This is a genomic window from Collimonas arenae (assembly GCF_001584165.1).
Lineage (GTDB): Bacteria > Pseudomonadota > Gammaproteobacteria > Burkholderiales > Burkholderiaceae_D > Collimonas > Collimonas arenae.
In genome coordinates, this window is the sequence record NZ_CP013233.1 from 3,814,464 (window position 1) to 3,831,135 (window position 16,672).

12 protein-coding genes are annotated in these 16,672 nt (G+C 50.1%); 8 read left to right on the forward strand and 4 right to left on the reverse strand.

Features of this window, described 5'->3' with window-relative positions; translation table 11 throughout:
- Positions 1–21: 21 nt before the first annotated feature.
- Positions 22–1,479: an efflux transporter outer membrane subunit gene (locus CAter10_RS17495; RefSeq protein WP_061534418.1), complete on the reverse strand. Its 1,458-nt coding sequence runs from the start codon at positions 1,477–1,479 to the stop codon at positions 22–24.
- A gap of 1,087 nt (positions 1,480–2,566) precedes the next feature.
- On the opposite strand from CAter10_RS17495, the gene CAter10_RS17500 reads away from it, so the two are divergent.
- The 3 genes from CAter10_RS17500 to CAter10_RS17510 are packed head-to-tail and all read left to right on the forward strand — an operon-like array spanning position 2,567 to position 7,748.
- Positions 2,567–6,040, forward strand: a complete 3,474-nt coding sequence (locus CAter10_RS17500; protein WP_128083127.1) for a hypothetical protein — start codon at positions 2,567–2,569, stop codon at positions 6,038–6,040.
- Entirely contained in the window at positions 6,037–6,501 is a 465-nt protein-coding gene (locus CAter10_RS17505) for a response regulator (RefSeq protein ID WP_061534420.1), read from the forward strand. Before CAter10_RS17500 ends, CAter10_RS17505 begins: the two co-directional genes overlap by 4 nt.
- Entirely contained in the window at positions 6,495–7,748 is a 1,254-nt protein-coding gene (locus tag CAter10_RS17510) for a phosphorylase family protein (RefSeq protein WP_061534421.1), read from the forward strand. Before CAter10_RS17505 ends, CAter10_RS17510 begins: the two co-directional genes overlap by 7 nt.
- Positions 7,749–7,927: 179 nt before the next feature.
- Here CAter10_RS17510 and CAter10_RS23755 read toward each other — a convergent pair whose 3' ends face one another.
- From CAter10_RS23755 to CAter10_RS17525, 3 genes are all read right to left on the reverse strand, one after another.
- Complete coding sequence (locus tag CAter10_RS23755; protein WP_236905401.1) at positions 7,928–9,958, reverse strand: hypothetical protein; 2,031 nt, start codon at positions 9,956–9,958, stop codon at positions 7,928–7,930.
- A 134-nt stretch (positions 9,959–10,092) separates the two neighbouring features.
- Positions 10,093–10,464, reverse strand: a complete 372-nt coding sequence (locus CAter10_RS17520; protein WP_128083129.1) for a hypothetical protein — start codon at positions 10,462–10,464, stop codon at positions 10,093–10,095.
- A gap of 89 nt (positions 10,465–10,553) precedes the next feature.
- Positions 10,554–11,375, reverse strand: coding sequence for a hypothetical protein (locus CAter10_RS17525; RefSeq protein WP_061534424.1), 822 nt, complete (start codon positions 11,373–11,375; stop codon positions 10,554–10,556).
- Positions 11,376–11,788: 413 nt separating this feature from the next.
- Here CAter10_RS17525 and CAter10_RS17530 point away from each other — a divergent pair, with 413 nt between their 5' ends.
- The 5 genes from CAter10_RS17530 to CAter10_RS22095 all read left to right on the forward strand — a co-directional run bounded on the left by CAter10_RS17530 (position 11,789) and on the right by CAter10_RS22095 (position 16,668).
- Positions 11,789–12,271 (forward strand): 3'-5' exoribonuclease, encoded by a 483-nt coding sequence (locus CAter10_RS17530; RefSeq protein ID WP_061535438.1) that lies wholly within the window; start codon positions 11,789–11,791, stop codon positions 12,269–12,271.
- A gap of 114 nt (positions 12,272–12,385) precedes the next feature.
- On the forward strand, positions 12,386–12,790 hold the full coding sequence (locus CAter10_RS17535) for a cyclic-phosphate processing receiver domain-containing protein (RefSeq protein ID WP_335339698.1): 405 nt from the start codon (positions 12,386–12,388) through the stop codon (positions 12,788–12,790).
- Between the two features lie 571 nt (positions 12,791–13,361).
- Positions 13,362–13,787 (forward strand): helix-turn-helix domain-containing protein, encoded by a 426-nt coding sequence (locus CAter10_RS17540; protein WP_061534425.1) that lies wholly within the window; start codon positions 13,362–13,364, stop codon positions 13,785–13,787.
- Between the two features lie 222 nt (positions 13,788–14,009).
- Complete coding sequence (locus CAter10_RS17545; protein WP_128083130.1) at positions 14,010–14,750, forward strand: TnsA endonuclease N-terminal domain-containing protein; 741 nt, start codon at positions 14,010–14,012, stop codon at positions 14,748–14,750.
- On the forward strand, positions 14,704–16,668 hold the full coding sequence (locus CAter10_RS22095; protein WP_061537404.1) for a DDE-type integrase/transposase/recombinase: 1,965 nt from the start codon (positions 14,704–14,706) through the stop codon (positions 16,666–16,668). The genes CAter10_RS17545 and CAter10_RS22095 overlap by 47 nt, the downstream gene beginning before the upstream one ends.
- Positions 16,669–16,672: the final 4 nt, after the last annotated feature.

Consider the following 16,672-nt stretch of genomic DNA (forward strand, 5'->3'; position numbering starts at 1 on the left):
GTACTCTTTGCTTGTCTGGTATTAAGAACGATCGGATTGGGATGTCGCTGCCGGTACTGCAGATAGCTTGGCGTCTTGCTGCCAGCCTCCGCCCAATGCCTTGTACAGTGCGATCCAGGCATTGACGTGATCGCGCTGCACGCTGATCACGGTTTGCTGGGCCGCCAGGAAAGTACGGCGAGCATCTTCCAGTTCAAACAGGCTGCCGCTGCCGGCCTTGAACTTGTCGTCGTTGGCGCGGTAGTAGTTCTCATAGTCACGCGATGCTGCGGCCGCATCGGCCTCACGGCGCGCAGCCGCATCCAGGCGCAACAGCGCCTCTTCGATTTCACGCACCGCGCTGCGCACATGCAACTGATAACCGGCATACGCTTCGTCGTAGCGCGCTTGCGCCAGGTCGACCGCTGCGCGGCGGCGGCCGCCATCGAACAGCGGCAAGCTGATCGACGGACCGAACGACCAGGTGTTGGAACGGCTGTTCTGGCCGTCGAAGCGCAAGCCGCCGACACCGATGCTGCCCATCAGAGAAATCTTTGGATAGCGATCAGCCTGAGCGACATTGATGTCAGCGCTGGCAGCGGCCAGAGTGCGCTCGGCCACCGCGATATCGGGACGCTGCGAGATAGTCTGTGCCGGAATGCCGTCGACCGTGATGCTATGCGGCTGCGGCAAGCGATCGCTGGCGCCGAGCTTGGCGCGCAGGGCCGGTTCCGGGATGTCGGTCAAGGCCACCAACGCTTTGACGTCGAGATCACATTCGGCGCGCTGTACGATCAACTTCTGCCGCGCATCGGCGGTCGAGGCGTTGATCAATGCACCGTCGGCCGGCGCGGTAAATCCAGCCTTGATCTTGAGTGCGGTCAGTTGGGCGGTCTGCTCACGCGACGTCAGGTCCTGCGCCAGCATCGCTGCGGTCGCTTCGCAGGCACGGTAATTGACCAGCGTGCTGCCGACTTCGGCCGCCAGCGAAACCCGGGTGCCGTACCAATCGGCATTGCTGGCTGCCAGGCGTGCATCAGCGGCATCGATCGCTTTGCGTTTACCGCCGAACAGATCGAGCTCCCAGCTGGCGTCAAACGTCGCGCTGCTGCTGGTGGAGACAAAAGCGGTTTCGCCGCTGAACGATTTGCTGCGTGTGCTGCTGGCATTGGCTGCCAGCGACGGATACAGTGCGCTACCGGACGAGGCGGCGTTGGCGCGCGCCTGCGCTATGCGCGCCAAGGCTTGCGCCAGCGTTGGATTACTGGCCTCCACCGCGCCCACCAGCTCACCGACCAGAGGGTCGTCGAATTGCGACCACCAGCGCGTCAGGTCCGTCGTGCCGCGATCCGCCGCCGGTGTCGGCAGCTTGGTCTGGAATTCGGGCAAAACAGCTTTCGATGACACTGCCGGTGTAGGTACCTGGTAGGTAGGCCCAACGACGCAACCGGCGATCGCGGACAGCAGGGGTACGCTGCCGAGAATCTGAAGTAAACGCATCTTTCTCCCTTACTTTTAGTTTTTTGAAGCTCCCAGATGGGATGGGTTATTGGTTTTATGCTCTTTGACTGCGTATGGCTCGATCCCTGCCCCCACTCCCCTGATTTATCCCGGAAAAGTGAGTCTCGCCACTGTAGAGTGGAAAATTGCCGCTTGGTACTTGATTGCGACGATACGCAGGATTTGTGGGACAAATTGACAAAAACGAGGGTCAGAATGCTGGAGGTTGCGCCAGGCCGACTTCCTCGAAAAATTTGCAAAAAAATAATGTATGGCTATAACAACGGCTTCCTGCTGAAACCGACAAATTTCTCGACGGCAATCATAACTTGCTTCGCATCTGTTCCGTAAATATTTACCTAGGGAAAATCAACAAAAGATTAGCAAATCCGGCAATCAGTTTGTGTGTTTTTTTGTTCGCAAGCCTTGATCGCGCAGACCAGCCAGCAACGCGAGATTGATCCGGGTCGATCAGGCTGCTTTGAGCCAGACGAAATGCACCATGAATTCCGACACGATATTTATGTCGGAAGTTTCATATCTTTGAACCATGATTTTAGTCAAATCAATGAGTTACATACCAAAGAATTATCTACTTTTGTCCTCAATATTCACCTAACTTTGAACTTTCACGGTTTTCGTTCATTTAACTCTGAATTTTTGGGTAATTCCTCCGTAGTTTGGTGCGTAAGGCCAGAGCATGCCGAATTTTGCGTTTATGTCGCCACATCGACTGTTTACATAATTTAGTTGAACCCGTCTCACTATACGATTTGGCAAAGTGCCGCTCTCTTGAATCGTCAGCACGCCGCTTTTCTATCTTTGCTCTTAATAGTACGCCGCGCCCTCAGTGGCTGGAGCTCCAGCCACCAACGTGAAAATTGAGCTTGCGAATATAGAGCCTGTTCAAAACTCACGTATCAAACAATCTCCGTGCAAGCAAATTCTTGACTTGCAGGATCGATTTTAATTGCCATTTTGAAATACTAAAGAGACAATTACAATTGCCACTTTTACTCAATTTCAATATTGACTTTGTATCTGGCACGACGACAGCGCCGCCCTCAACTTCCCTTCATACTCCTCAATGGCTACAGCAAAAAAACGAAGTTCATCAAAGCCTCGGCGCCCGATCGGTCTAGTTCGCGGTGCGGTGGGACAAAGAGAATCGAAGCATCTGGCTGCGGCGCTGGACACAGTGAAACGTGCTGGTCTTATCGAGAGATTCTCGGCAACATATGCGCACTCGGCTATCAGCCATCAGTTCGCCACCGTATTTCCTGCTGGGCGTAAGGTCGAGACTCTTGGCCGGCTGGGGTTGGCGAGAGCTCTGGAGCCGGCCTCGTTCGTCCGCGAAATACAATGGGCAGCGGTTGCCTCCTACTACTCCCGCGAGGTATTGAAAGAGTTCATCCCGCTTAGAGAGCTTTTTTTTAAGTCCGTAGCCAAAGGTGACTTTGCTGCTGCAACTACCGCCCTTGACGGTATCTCAGCAAAATGCGGTGAATCGCTTTGGGGACTGGAAAACCGAATCGCATTGCTCAGTCTATTGGATGGCTTCGAGGCACAGACGAAGTTTGTACAAAAGGTAAGCAAAGAATGGCCTCGATCAAATATCTCGTTCATGGCCTCCTCCATCGGCGAGCGCAACGAGCCTCGAGTGACGGCATCGGCATTTCTGCAGCGATTACGTAGCCGTTCAAAATCATGGAAGATCGGAGACGGGCAACGAGCGCATATTCTTTATCGCCTCACGAATGAGATAGAGCCTGTGGACGAGGCGTACGCGTCAGTATTGGCATTCGAGGGAACATATTCGTCGATTGACTTGTATGAGGCACTGCTCGATGTCATAAAGAAATCGAAAGATCACGCAGTGTTTGATGAGCGTTCTTCAGTAGCCGCATTGGATTTTATTTTGGATATTCCAGATTATCGCATTCCCAAGCTGCTCGCATTCGTTCAGGGTGATTCGAAAGTTTCCTCTATGGCCGAGTCGTCCGAAAACGTATTTCACGAACAGTTCCGGCGCGCCGAGTACAAACAGAGTGCTGCCTCGGCGCTTTTGGTCCTTGATGACAACCCGGGCGAACTCGATGCAATCATTACGTGCGCAAAGCTCAAGGCGATGGGGCAACTACCTGAGCAGAGTATGGGGTGGTTTGCGGAACGGATCGTCGACAATCTCGCAATAGTTTACAGCGGGGCATCCGATGCAGTTGACGCTGCCGATTCACTCCTTAAACTGGCCAACAACCTTCGTCATGCGGATTTCAGTGCTGCGATGATAGCTCCGATCGCAATACGTACCTATCGCGGATTTGACAAATTTGAAAGTGTCATCTCTTCCGCAACTGTCTATTTGGATTCAGCGACCTCGTTCGCTGATACCGGAGCACGATCGCTGCACAAGGAATCGACCGAAGCCGAAGTGGATGGAAATAATGATGGCGACCGCTCCGAAGAATTCGAGGCTGCTGTCGCCATGCATCACAAAATTTCGATCTCTGACACCGATGCTGCATTGGAAAACGCGGCTCAGCTGGAATCAAGCGCTAACCTTTACTACCAAGTGTTGGGCCTACATTATGGTGCGCACCTACTGGCGCAAAGCCTGCGCCTGGAAGATGCCATCAAGAAGGCAATAGCTATCGCAATAGCCGACCGCGGTGCCGTACAGTTCACACCGTTGCTTGAACTGATTCGTGGACGCACGTTTCGGGATCTAAAGCTGATGGCAAGTGCGCCTGAACTGGCAGTTGCCTTTTATCTTTACATGGAGAAGACTGAAAAAGTAGATAAGGAAGTCGCTCTAAAGGTAGCATGGAAGCACTACTTGCTGACTGCAAGCGTCGACCGTCCGTCGCTACTTCAACCTCGACAGAGTGGATTTTCCGTAGCAGAAAAGTACTTCCTATCCGAGGTATGTCGCCAAGACACGATGGAGCTCGGTGGTGCTTTTGCATCACAGCTTGACTTAGACAAGGAGCGCATGCAGATTTGCGTGAACCTTGCGCGGCACGATGCTGAAAATGCTGAAATCTATACGCAAGAAATTGTAGATCTAGCCCGGCGAATTAATATCGAAGAGGGCGTTCAATACCTTGAGAGCAGCAGGGTTTTCGTCGATGAAATCGGAATTCAGAAATGGGCGAACAAGCATCTCGAATCCCAATTTCTGCGCTACATCGACTATCTCAAGGCCGGTCTTTTCACTTCGGTGAAGGAACTCGAAGCGGAAATCATAAAAATCGTAGCCACCGCCAGCAATCGTAACCTAGCCATTACCAACTACCTTGATGGTTACGACGTCACGGCAGAGAGCCTACTTGAGGACGTTCTGCGCGCCCTCATGCAAGCATTTCTGGACCTTCCGCGCTTTGGGCTTGACTCATTCCTGAGCTCACGTGTTCGTCATGGGAGTTTCGTCGGTTACTTGCGCGGGCCACTTGAAACTCGGCGAGTTGTCACAAAAAAGGCGGCTGATTCTACGAAATATCACGACAACGATATACTCTTAAATCGGTGGCAAATTTTTGGCGATAAGGAACGGAAAATCGTAAACACAAAATTGGCCACTTTTAGCGAGACTATTGATACTCTTCTTGAACGCTCAGTATCAAAATATCTACACGTCCACAGCGCCGCGCGCCCTGATGGATTGGTCAAATTTGGCGCCGAGCAAGGCACAGGCGCCCATGCGGTCAAGCGGTGGCTACTCCTTCTGAAGTCAACGCTGACCGAGGACACCAGCCTAGAGCAATTAACTAGCTATTGCTTCCACACTTTTTTTTGGCCTGCAGTGAAATACTCCTTGGACAGCGTGCAGTCATACGTCAAAGAGGAATTGCGTGATGAGTTCGACCGGGCAATTGATCATCTCACAAACGGCATCGATCCTGTCCTTGACGCCACTCAGCGCGAAACCGTTCGTGGCGAACTTATCCACGTCCGTCGAGAGATCTCCGTCGCACTGGGGCGCGTCGCGCTGTGGTTCGATCTTCCCAAACAAAGCACCCACCTCTTGTCAATGTCACTGCAACGCTGTCTCGAAATCGGTTTGGTATCGGCGCGGCACATCAAACCGAGTTTCGTTCCAGACGTGCGATGGGATATTTCGGACGGAGCGAACATCTCCATTAATGGGCCGGCTATTGGCTCAATTAACGACATCGCGTATTTAATCTTCGCCAACATTGCGAAACATTCTGGGTTTGAGGACGACGTGGATGGGGAGCAAGTGGCGCTAGGCATCGACGTCAGGATAGCCAGTACTGGCAATCTGGTATCTATCCATATCGAAAGTGACGTACAGGAGTGCAGAGACCTCGAAGAAATCCGCCAAGGTGTTGAGAAGGCCAAGACGCGCATTCGCAATAGAGATTTTGAGAGTGTCACACAACAGGTCAAGGGTACAGGCCTCGTCCGCTTAGCCATGGCTCTAGATCCTGCCGATTCGCCCACACATGGCCCCTGCGAATTCGGTCTTACGCACTCATCACGTTTCTTTGTAAATTTCCAAATTTCAAGAGCATTGTTTAGCGCGGATGAGCCAAAATGATCAGGAAAAAGATTCTTTTTGTCGAAGATGATGAACCTAAACTCGAACAGGTTTTGGCATTGCTTGAGACGTTCACCGAGATCGAAGTTATAGTGGCGAAATCGCTCAACGGTGCCTGTAAATGTATTGACCGCGAGGACTACGACTTGGTTCTCCTCGATATGTCGCTTCCTACTTTTGACAATGGCATGACTGTGGGTGCGTCCGGACGACAAAAGACCTTCGGTGGCAGAGAAATTCTCATGTACCTTTGGGAAAACGAGAAAGACCTGCCAGTGCTGGTCTTGACGCAGTTTAAGGATTTTCCGGGTGATGAAGGCCCAGTAAATTTGCCGCAGCTTCACGCGCAACTAAAAAAAGATTTTCCCGGCTTGTACCGTGATCATATTTACTTTGAGCATAATAATGACGCATGGAAGACCACTCTCACCAATCTCTTATGTGGAATAATGACATGCTAAAAATTCTGATCGTTGATGACAGTCCCGCACGCTTTGCATTTTTCGATGATGACGTTATCGGGAAATTTGCATCCGCCAACAGTGTGGACCACGCTGGAAATGTCAAAGACGCGCTGAGAAAGCTCGGCGAGGTGGCGTATGACGTCTTGATAGTCGATATTATGTTACCCGCTACCTTTTGGGCGAAAGAGCCCGCACCTTTAGGCGGCATAGATCTTCTGACGCACCTGCTAGAAGACGAATGCCTTCACCGGCCCAAATACATCATCGGCGTCACTTCTGCGACCGACCTTGATCCCGTTATATCTACATTCTTCGACGAAAGCCCTTGGGTACTCCTGCGAGATAGTACCTCAATGGGCTCATGGGAGGGTCGACTGACTGCATTGCTGGCCCATGCAGATACGGTGGAGAAGAAAGCGCGAAGTGTTAATTTTGACATCGACATTTGCATCGTAACAGCACTCGCGGACCCGGAACAGAAAGCAATCTTGCAGTGGCCAATCGCTTGGAACACTGATCCTATTCCGGTAGATTCGAATACTAACGTGAGGAAAGGCACTCTCACGTCGGACCAAGGCGAGTCGATGAGCGTAGTACTTGCCTGTTCAAGGCGCATGGGCAGCACAGAATCGGCATGCCTGACCTCCAAGGTGATAGAGCGGTTTCGCCCCAGAATTATCGCGATGGCAGGGATATGCGCTGGTCTGGAAGGCGCAGTCAACTTAGGTGATGCAATCTTGGGTTCGCCAGTATGGGATTGGACAAGTTCCAAATGGGACGTGGACAAGGAAGGAATCCACCGCGCTCTTCCCGCTCCTCATTATATGGAAGTTTCTCCTGAAGTGACGTCGCGTTTTAAGCTTCTTCAAGACGACAAACAATTCCTCGAACGCATACGAACTGCGTGGCCAGCGAGCCCACCATCGACTGCGCTAGGTCTTCATATAGGCCCCTGTGCATCAGGTCCTATCGTAGTCGCGGATGGCAAGACCCTGGAAAAATTAAAATTAGAGCAAAACCGACAGATATTGGGATTAGAAATGGAGGCATATGGCGTCTACTATGCAGCACAGTTCGCGGGGCTCCCACGCCCACTCGTCATGAGTGTCAAGTCGGTATGCGATTTTGCTGATCCACGCAAGAATGACGCAATGCAAAAATATGCCGCTTACACCAGCGCACAAATACTTTATGAATTTCTGCGTCGCCATGCCTCTTCCCTAAAGCAAGTGCATGACAAGTAATAGTCCGTGCTTTTTTTTGCCAGATCATCGTTGAAATCCAAGTGTCGCATGGGAGTCCAAGATATTCATTGCCAAGGAAGCGTTGGTCATATAAGTGCGCCAGTTTTCGGCGCAAATCAACGCCACTGCCAAGTACGTCTTTAAATTTCCACCTGGTTTACGGTCGAAGCGACAAAATTTCACTTCCTCGACAAACTATTGGAGTTGGAAATCTCACGGCATATCAAACTTGCCCCCGATTTTAACTTGGTGCAGTCGGTCGTTATTTCGAGTCCGGAATGTGTTCGTGCCGCGAAATCGATCCCGTCAAAGGAACGTGGATCGAGTGTCCAGCCTAGGGGGGGTAAGTTCAGTGATTTCAAAAAAACTGCCTCCGCGGCTCTTTTGTGAAAATACGCAGGCCAAGGGTATTCAGCATCAAGTTGCTGGGGGCGCGCAAGAGCTTTTGCCAAATACGCGTAGCTCATATCCCATGTGATCACGTGGCTGTTTGGCAATCGCTCTCTAATCAACTTCTCGAAGGTTGCAGAATGTCCCGAACGAGCAGCATCCAGGACATAGCCCGGCGCAAGCAACTCGGCAATCAAACGCCCGTTATCGAAGATTGTGCCTTTTCGAAGGGCCAGATTTTCGCTGGGATTACTTTTGACGATGAAGACAAACACATTTTTTAGATTTCCTCGGACACGTTGCAGCTCATCAAGGATATCCACAATCGAATCCAAACCAGAATTGTCTTGATATCCACCGTCGGCAACAGCGAGCGGGAAATAACCGCTTGGACACGACTTACTTTGTCCATCTCCTTGGGGTGTATGTGGGTCCGCGTCCGCACAAGCTTGTCCCACGGGACTGACAAAAGCAAAGCGGGCACTATCTGACACGGCCTTTGCCAACTTTGCAGAAGGGTCGAGACGCCAAGCCCCCGGGAACCGCGCCTCCACACTACTGTAGACGGCACGTGCACCATCATGCGCTGAGGTTGTATTTATTACCAGCATCGGAAAACTCCCCCGATCTTGCTCCAGTGATTTTACGCTGCGCTGGAACAATCCTTTATCAGAATAAGGGGGGATTGTCTTAAATTCGCTCCTATTCCAAGCATCGTTCCAAGCACCTGCCAATACTTGGTCTCTGGAAGAACCTCCCACGATGATCGGCATTATCGCCAGTGGAATGTCATGTATCAATAGGCTATTCGCCATCGGCGTCACAAAATCACTGGAGTAAAAACGTCTCTGGCGGTTTAAACGCGGATAGTCAGACTGCGCGTCCCGCTGCGAAGTACCTGCGACTGCCTGACCTTCGGAGCGTTGTGCAAGCCAGGAAACTGCTCCCAGAGCCCCTCCAGAGACACCACTTACCGCCAGCACTCGGTCTCCGAATTTTCCGTTTGTCATATCGTCAATCGCAGCAAACGACATCCCGGCATGCGCAGCAGCGCGTAGGCCGCCGCCTGACGCCGCCAACAAAAAAATTGGTCCCGAATCTTCTTCGGTGTCGCCTCGCACCTTCAACCACAGCCGGTAAAACTCCTGAAACCGAGACGACTGTTCCGGTGCTGCTGGCATCGGATCGTCGGGTACCCGATTCGAATCGAGTACCGGTGCGAGGTTCCCGAAAGCGAAAATACATCCTATCAGTGCGCCTAGAAATAGACTGCGGCGTAAAATTTGTAAGCGCGGCGCCTTCAAGAGTCGAATCGAAACCAAAACTACGCCGGTGACCGCACACAAGGTATTGAGCGTAAAAAGGCAGCTCGGATTCAATTTCCCAACTGCCAGAGTGACTAACCAGAATGCGAGTACGATGAAACCAATACGCACACGCGATCCTTCGCGTGGCAGCTTCAACAGCCATGTTACGAGAGCCGATGGAAAAATCCACCAGAATCCAAGCATGAGGGCGTGATAATCAAAGAACGGACCATCGTGAAAACTGATGTCTAGGGTGCTGTGCAAATAGATCGACGCAATCAGCGTCGAAAGCATAACAATTATCAACCCCGAGAAATGATAGAACGATTTTATCCTCGTTGTTTTGTCCCACTGGGTCAATGCAAAAGTCAGCGGAACAGAGGCGGCAATCAGTACCGGTAGCACTACATATTCATGAGCGACCAGCACAACGATTGTCCATATAGCGGCCATGAGAAGCAAGGTCGTCATTGGGTGCTGAGTCCTGGAAGCTACCGCCAACAATACGCTCATGCCGACCCAGCTCAGGTGTATGGACCATTGCCATTGATCGACACTCCCGTGGACGAAGAGCGGCGCCAGAATCAGAAGGTGAGCGACCACGTAGAGCATGCCCTCCCCTATCCAATCCTCCCCACGCACCTGACTCACCGCCCGGCGCCATTAACTACGCGCGGCTTCAAGTACAGCGAAGCGGTCAGTATCACAGCAGAAGAAAAAAACCACCAAGCGTACACCAGACCGTCACTGCCATAAAAGCCACTATTCGACGGCACGTCCCCTCGTTGAGAAAAGATGGCCGTGAGCGAGCGCGTCAGCGCTACCATTTGTTCGGGTACATAAAGTAGGATCAGCAGGCAAGTGACTATTGCTACTGGAATGAATAGTTGCGTGGCGCCGTGCAGCATGCGTCCCCAATATCGCCATACGTCGTGGATCAAATTTAATAAATCTATGCGCATCCGTGCGGAGGCAGTTGGACCGGACAATATTGAGCGGCCAACAGGTAATTTTTTCATCTAATTATTTTTTTGAGGGGGGATGCGAAAATATGATGTGCGTTTGCAGCTCCGTGGTTAGGAGCAATAGCTGATATGACAGACGATTGTTACTTTTTTCTTTGTCCGCTCAAATCAGCAACACTAGCTTGCAGCACCTGCCAACTGATCTTTGCCGTATGCTGATCCGGCCTAAATCCCTGTACGGCCTGTTGGCGCGGGTGAATGTAGTTGCGAAAATCTTTTAAAGTGTGCCCATATTTTTTTACGTCTAAAGACAAAAATCCAACTTCATGTGCAGCATTGATTAAACTTTCCAGTGTCCAGTCATGAAGTTGCCTTACTTTCCCTTCCCTGTCTTTCGGCGCAGATTTTGCCGCGTTAAACTGTTCGGGATGCTTGGTTGCCGCGTCGAGCAAAAGCCCCTCAAGGGTACTTCCACATAAAAAAATGGTCGCCAACGAGGTCTCTGCCTTCAGCGATCTTTGGATCTCGTGTAATCTTTGTTCGATGACCGATTGCAATTGGCCGTCTATATTCAGTCGCGCCAAATCAATGCTCAAGAATTCCTGTTTAAGAAACTCTTCCGCAGATTGCGATGTTGTCCCCGCCACATTTGGCTTTCCTCCCAAACGATTTATTATCAACATCGCCTTGTCGCGATCTATTTTCGGAACGTCTGCTATGGCACAAGCATAGTCAAGCAATGCCGCCAGAATTTGACTAGCGATAGTGTCTGGCTCAATTTCCAAAAATGCGCGTAGTCGCTTCATTTTCGACGAGCCATTGAATTGGTATTTAGTGGCGTTGATATCTATCTTATGTTCGCGAAAAAATGCCGCATACGTTGGCTCGTTAAAGTCCAAAACATATCCACCGCGATCAAATAGTCTCTCAAAGATGACCTTTTCGTGAGCCTTTAAAGTCGACATAAGTAAATCTTCTTATTTTCATGAAAATGTTATTGTTTTCTTTGGCCCGTGCGTCGACAAAGGCCATACCTTGCAATAACTTTATCACATGAACGAACTGGCAAGCCTGAATGCGAAACACCGATAATTTTCGAAACAAAGGTTTGACAATTACCTCGTACAGATTAGCGGCAACATTGGCGTGGATAACAGACCAGCGCCCTCCTGTCTGCGACGGGTCACAGCTAGGCATGATTTACAACCCAGACGCGCTACAATTCGATCATCCCCCAATAGACGCTTATCTTTACAGGCATTCCTCATTCATAATATTCGTTCAGTATGCACACTTCCAGAAAGTGTTATTACGCATGAGGAATGGGAGTCATAATAATGTTGATATCGCGGTACATTTACCCTACGGAGATCAGGCGATGACTCTTAAAATATTTCTCGATACGGAATTCACAAATTTCGCTAATCCGCGTTTGATTAGTATCGGGCTTGTTGCCAGCTCGGGCGAAGAATTTTATGCTGAAATTCCATATCCGCTTGGCGAATGTAGCGATTTTGTGCGAGAAGTAGTCATCCCACTACTTGGTAGCCTGCCGAATTCAGCATGCGCTCGCGACGACCTACGCCCCCAGATCATGACATGGTTGGCGCTCCTCAAACATCGAGATGAAGAAGTAGAAATTTGTTTTGATTACCAAACTGATTGGGATTTATTTTTCGAAGCTCTTGATTGTCGGGTCCCACCTTGGTGCCGGCAACGAATGGTATCTCGCAATATAAATGAACTGCTTCGCTATGATTTCCATCGAAAGTACAAACTGCCGGAACATCATGCACTTTATGACGCACAGGCGAATCGGTATGCCTTTCGAGAACGACCGAGCGTTACATCAGACATCTAAATGTCGTTTTGTATTGAAATTGCGCTCTCTCGATCTTAGTGCATATTCCGGTAAAGTTGACCACTCGGGTCGGTAGTCGTTGACCGGTTCAACTACGCTTCGCTGGCATTGACCATGCTTACCAAGGGTCCGTGGCAGCCATATACGATCGGCCGCGACGGGACGCAATCGACCAGCAGCTCGCTCTCTATAGCTAGCAAGTTCAGAAATAAGGAAAAAATGCGTATATTTTTAGATGATGAACGTCCGACACCAGAAGGATGGATTCGGACGTATTGGCCTAATGAGGTCATTGCTTTGCTAAATGCAGGCGGGGTGACTGAACTCAGTCTTGACCATGATCTTGGCGATGACACACGCGGTACCGGTTACGACGTCATAGTCTGGATAGAAGAAGCAGTGGCAACTAGAAATTTCCGTCCCCCGAAAATTTCGGTCCATTCTGCGAATGCATCGGCACGCGAAAAAATGCTTGCTGGAGTTCGATCAATTGAAACACTCGCGAAACGTTTCTTGTAGATGTCCACAGCTAAAACCTGACGGTCGCACTGCGATGATTCACCGGTTGCGTGCTGCCTTCGTGGCAACACGCATCGGTCAGTCCGTCACGAACCGTAAGGTCAACGCCGTCAAGATAGGTCAACGCCAGCACAGCAAGCTAGCCAGACCTGGCGCAACGGTCAACTCTCCCCAGCACCTGCACTTAGCTGGATCAGTAAGCAACATCCGGATTTTAGGGCCGATTTTCCCGATTTTTATGCGCCTAAGAATACGCGCGATAACTTGCGTTAAGTTCAGGCGTCCAATAGACCGCCGAATGAAAAAATCTGCATCCCCACCCGCCGATGGTCAAGCCACGCCGGCGTTGCGGGCTAGTTGTAATTGCCATAATTGACGACTCCTTGGTCCAACACAAGCTCAATTTTCTGGTCAGTATATCTCCGCGACTGTCACTTCCAACGTCAGAAATTGATTCCACTATGATTTAATAAAATCACACAAGTTATTGATTTCATTGAATATTTCATCTTGACCAAAGCGCTATTCGTGACCTAATCTACTAATAACTCAATTCTTTTATGCGTAGAACATGACACCCTTTTCGATCAGGCTAAGATCACTGCGGGAATCCCGCGGCTTGCTGCAAAAATCCCTTGCAAGCGAACTTGGTGTCGGCGCAACGTATCTGTCTGCTCTTGAGCAGGGTCGAAAACTTCCCCCACAAAATCTCGACTTTTTTGCCCGGCTTCAAAAAAGCATGGGGCTTTCAGCCGACGAGTTTCAAGAATTACGAAATTTAGCAACCGCGCCGGAAAAACTCGCGTCACTTGCAATAGGAACGTCACCACTACAACTAGAAATCGCATTGGATTTTGCTGCACGACTGCATAGTCTGCAGCCTGCGCATATCCGAGCCATCAAAGCAATCTTGGACCTGGTAGAACCACATCCCAAGGTTTTATTTAAATCGCAGGAGAACAACGAGAATGAGGAGATACTTATGAAATCCCCCTGACACACAGGCCACTGGCCTGCGCGTCGGGAGAAGTGACTGGCGTCACTGAAGGACTAGACAACCTCAGTATCGCCACCATTTCCCCGCCCGTCAAGCCGATCCCATCGTTTTTTTAGTTCGCCATCGACAAGGCAGGCATCGGTCCGCCTGTACTTGACCTAAAAATGGCGTCCCAATCACTTGGACGAGTCAACTTCGTTGACCGTCAAGAGGAGAGGTATTTTGTCAAAAAATAGCAATCTCGCGAGAAGGTCTATCAATAGTGATATTGATCTGGATTATCTTCCCAAAAAAGCAGCGCGCAAAGTGGTGACACGCTCACCACACCGATCGGTCGGTATCATGGCTTGTTCATGGATACAGGAGATTGGCATTGAATATGAGTCTCAGCTTGAGCGCCGATTTCTTCAGCTTGCATTAGTATCCCCGCATATAAAAAAAATCATTCACCAGCCATTCAAATTCGAATATACAGAACACGAAAAATCGAGGTCTTACATTCCCGATTTTTTACTGTTTTTCAAGGATGGTGGAAAAATCGTCGTCGAGGTAAAACCCGCTAAATTCGTCGAGAAAAATCGCGGTAAATTCAATTACGCAAAATCTGTTCTCTCGCAAAAAAAAATCCCCTTCGTCGTTGTCACCGACAAACAAATTCATGCTGGTACGGCTGCAAGTAGTGCCGCCCTGCTCCTGCGCTACGCTCGTGGCCAGATTTCCGAGCGAAGCCACGTCAGTTGCATGCAAGTAGCACACGCGGCGACGGGATCCATTTCACTTGGTTCATTGATGAAGGAAGCCGATGTCTCATTCGGCGAAGTATTACATCTAATTGCGCGCGGCCACCTGAGCACTCCAGCTCCCCTTTCCATCGACGTCGCAACACCGATAACCCCCACAGCTCAAGGAGAAGAAAATGGCACTATTTGCTTTTGCAACTGGTTTAACGTTACGCCGTGGTGAACAGCTTCTGGAATTTCGGCGTCATCTTCCAAATGGCCAGGTGCAGTTTGAAGACCCGCTTACCGGTCGCATATATGCTTGGTCAATGGCCAAGATGTATCGGGATATCAATAGCGGTGAACTGGTCATTTTCCGTGGTGATGGAATGCCGCCCGCCACGGCAGAAAATGATGATTCCCCCAAACCACTGCCATTACTGCCCAGCCTGGAGTCCTTACCGGCAAAGCACCGGAAAGGGTTGGAGCGACGACTTGATTATATTAATTCTTGCAAAAAACAAGGACAGACGAGAGGATGTCGCCGGCAATTGCAAAGACTCATCCAAAAAATTGCTGAACGCCGGCAAGAGTCCCCTCCCTCTGCATCATCCGTAATGCAATGGTGGCGCACCTTAGATCAGAACGATGCATGCCCGGCCTCACTGGTTTCTGGCAATCTACACCGCAAGAGGTCGCGTGGATTACCAGAATCTATTATTGCTATTATCAGAAAAATCCTGCGCAAGGAATACTTTACGCGCAAGAGATACCCGCTCACTCGAGCGCATATTCTCATTAACAACACGCTACAGAATCTCCGAGGATCTGATGCAAAAACTAGCGAGATTAGCTTATCGACTGCACGCAGATATGCAAATGAAGTCGGGCCATATTTCAAGGATGTTGCAAGGTATGGTCCTGCTTATGCCCGCAACAAGTGGCGCTATTCACTTGAAGGCACCGTAACGCATCGCGTATTGGAGCGCGTCGAAATAGACCACACCCAACTCGACATGGTGGTAATTTGCGATCGATCCGGACTTCCTCTGGGACGTCCAACCATCACTGTCGTCATTGATGCGCATTCTGGCTACGTACTTTCCTTCTTCATCAGTTTCTGGGGAACTGGCCTGGGACCGTCGCTCAATGCAATAAAAATTGGGATTATGCCCAAAGAAGATTATTGCAACGGTCCCACGGTGCTGAGCAATCCATGGTTGGGATATGGAATATTCGAATTAATTGTGGTGGACAATGGCCTCGAATTTCATTCGCCACAATTCCAACTCGCGGCATGGCATCTTAACGCCGATATCCAGTACTGCGCCGTGAGACAGCCCTGGTTGAAACCATCTGTCGAACGCGTTCTCGGCACTCTCGAACTTTATCTCCCCGCCGAAGGACACGTGCATAAGCCACTAAGCAACTACTTGCCGCCAAATCCAAGAGAAACGGCGAGCATCACGTTCAGTCAGCTTTGCTACGGGTTGCTGAAATGCTTTGTCGACATCCTTCCCATGGAGCCAAACAACCGCACACTAATCGAACCGTTCGAGGTTTTCAGAGATGGCTTCGAACGTCTTCCTCCACCACTTCTACCAAGTTCGTTCAATGAAATCTCCTTGATTAGCGCGATGTCCAAGACAATGTCAGTCGGCAATGAAGGTGTCGTATTTATGTATTTGCGCTACAACAGCGTCGAGCTTCAGAACTTGCGTCGTCGCACAGCCCATACATTTAAAACACTCATTAAATTTCAGCCTGAGGACTTGAACTCTATCTATGTGCAAGACCCGACCACCAAGATGTGGCTTCTTGTTCCCAGTTGCCAACCCGAATATACCTATCAACTTTCAATTGTTCAGCATCACGCAATTCGTAAGCAGCTAAAGGGGCAGCTTGACTCTCGCAATACTGCGGAAAATTTGATCCGAGCAAAGATCGATCTCATTGAGATGTGGGCCGATTTTTTGCGTGGCAATCGTGGTAAAAAAAATATACAAGCCGCGCAAAAATTTGGAACGCTCACCTCGGCCCAAACACTCACTGGTGAAGCCTTTCCCATGGTGATTCCGCGCGAATCTACCTTGATCGTCCCCGAAGATATTGTCATTCCGTCCCGGGAAATACCGCAATTTAGTAGTTTCCAACTCGACTAAGAGG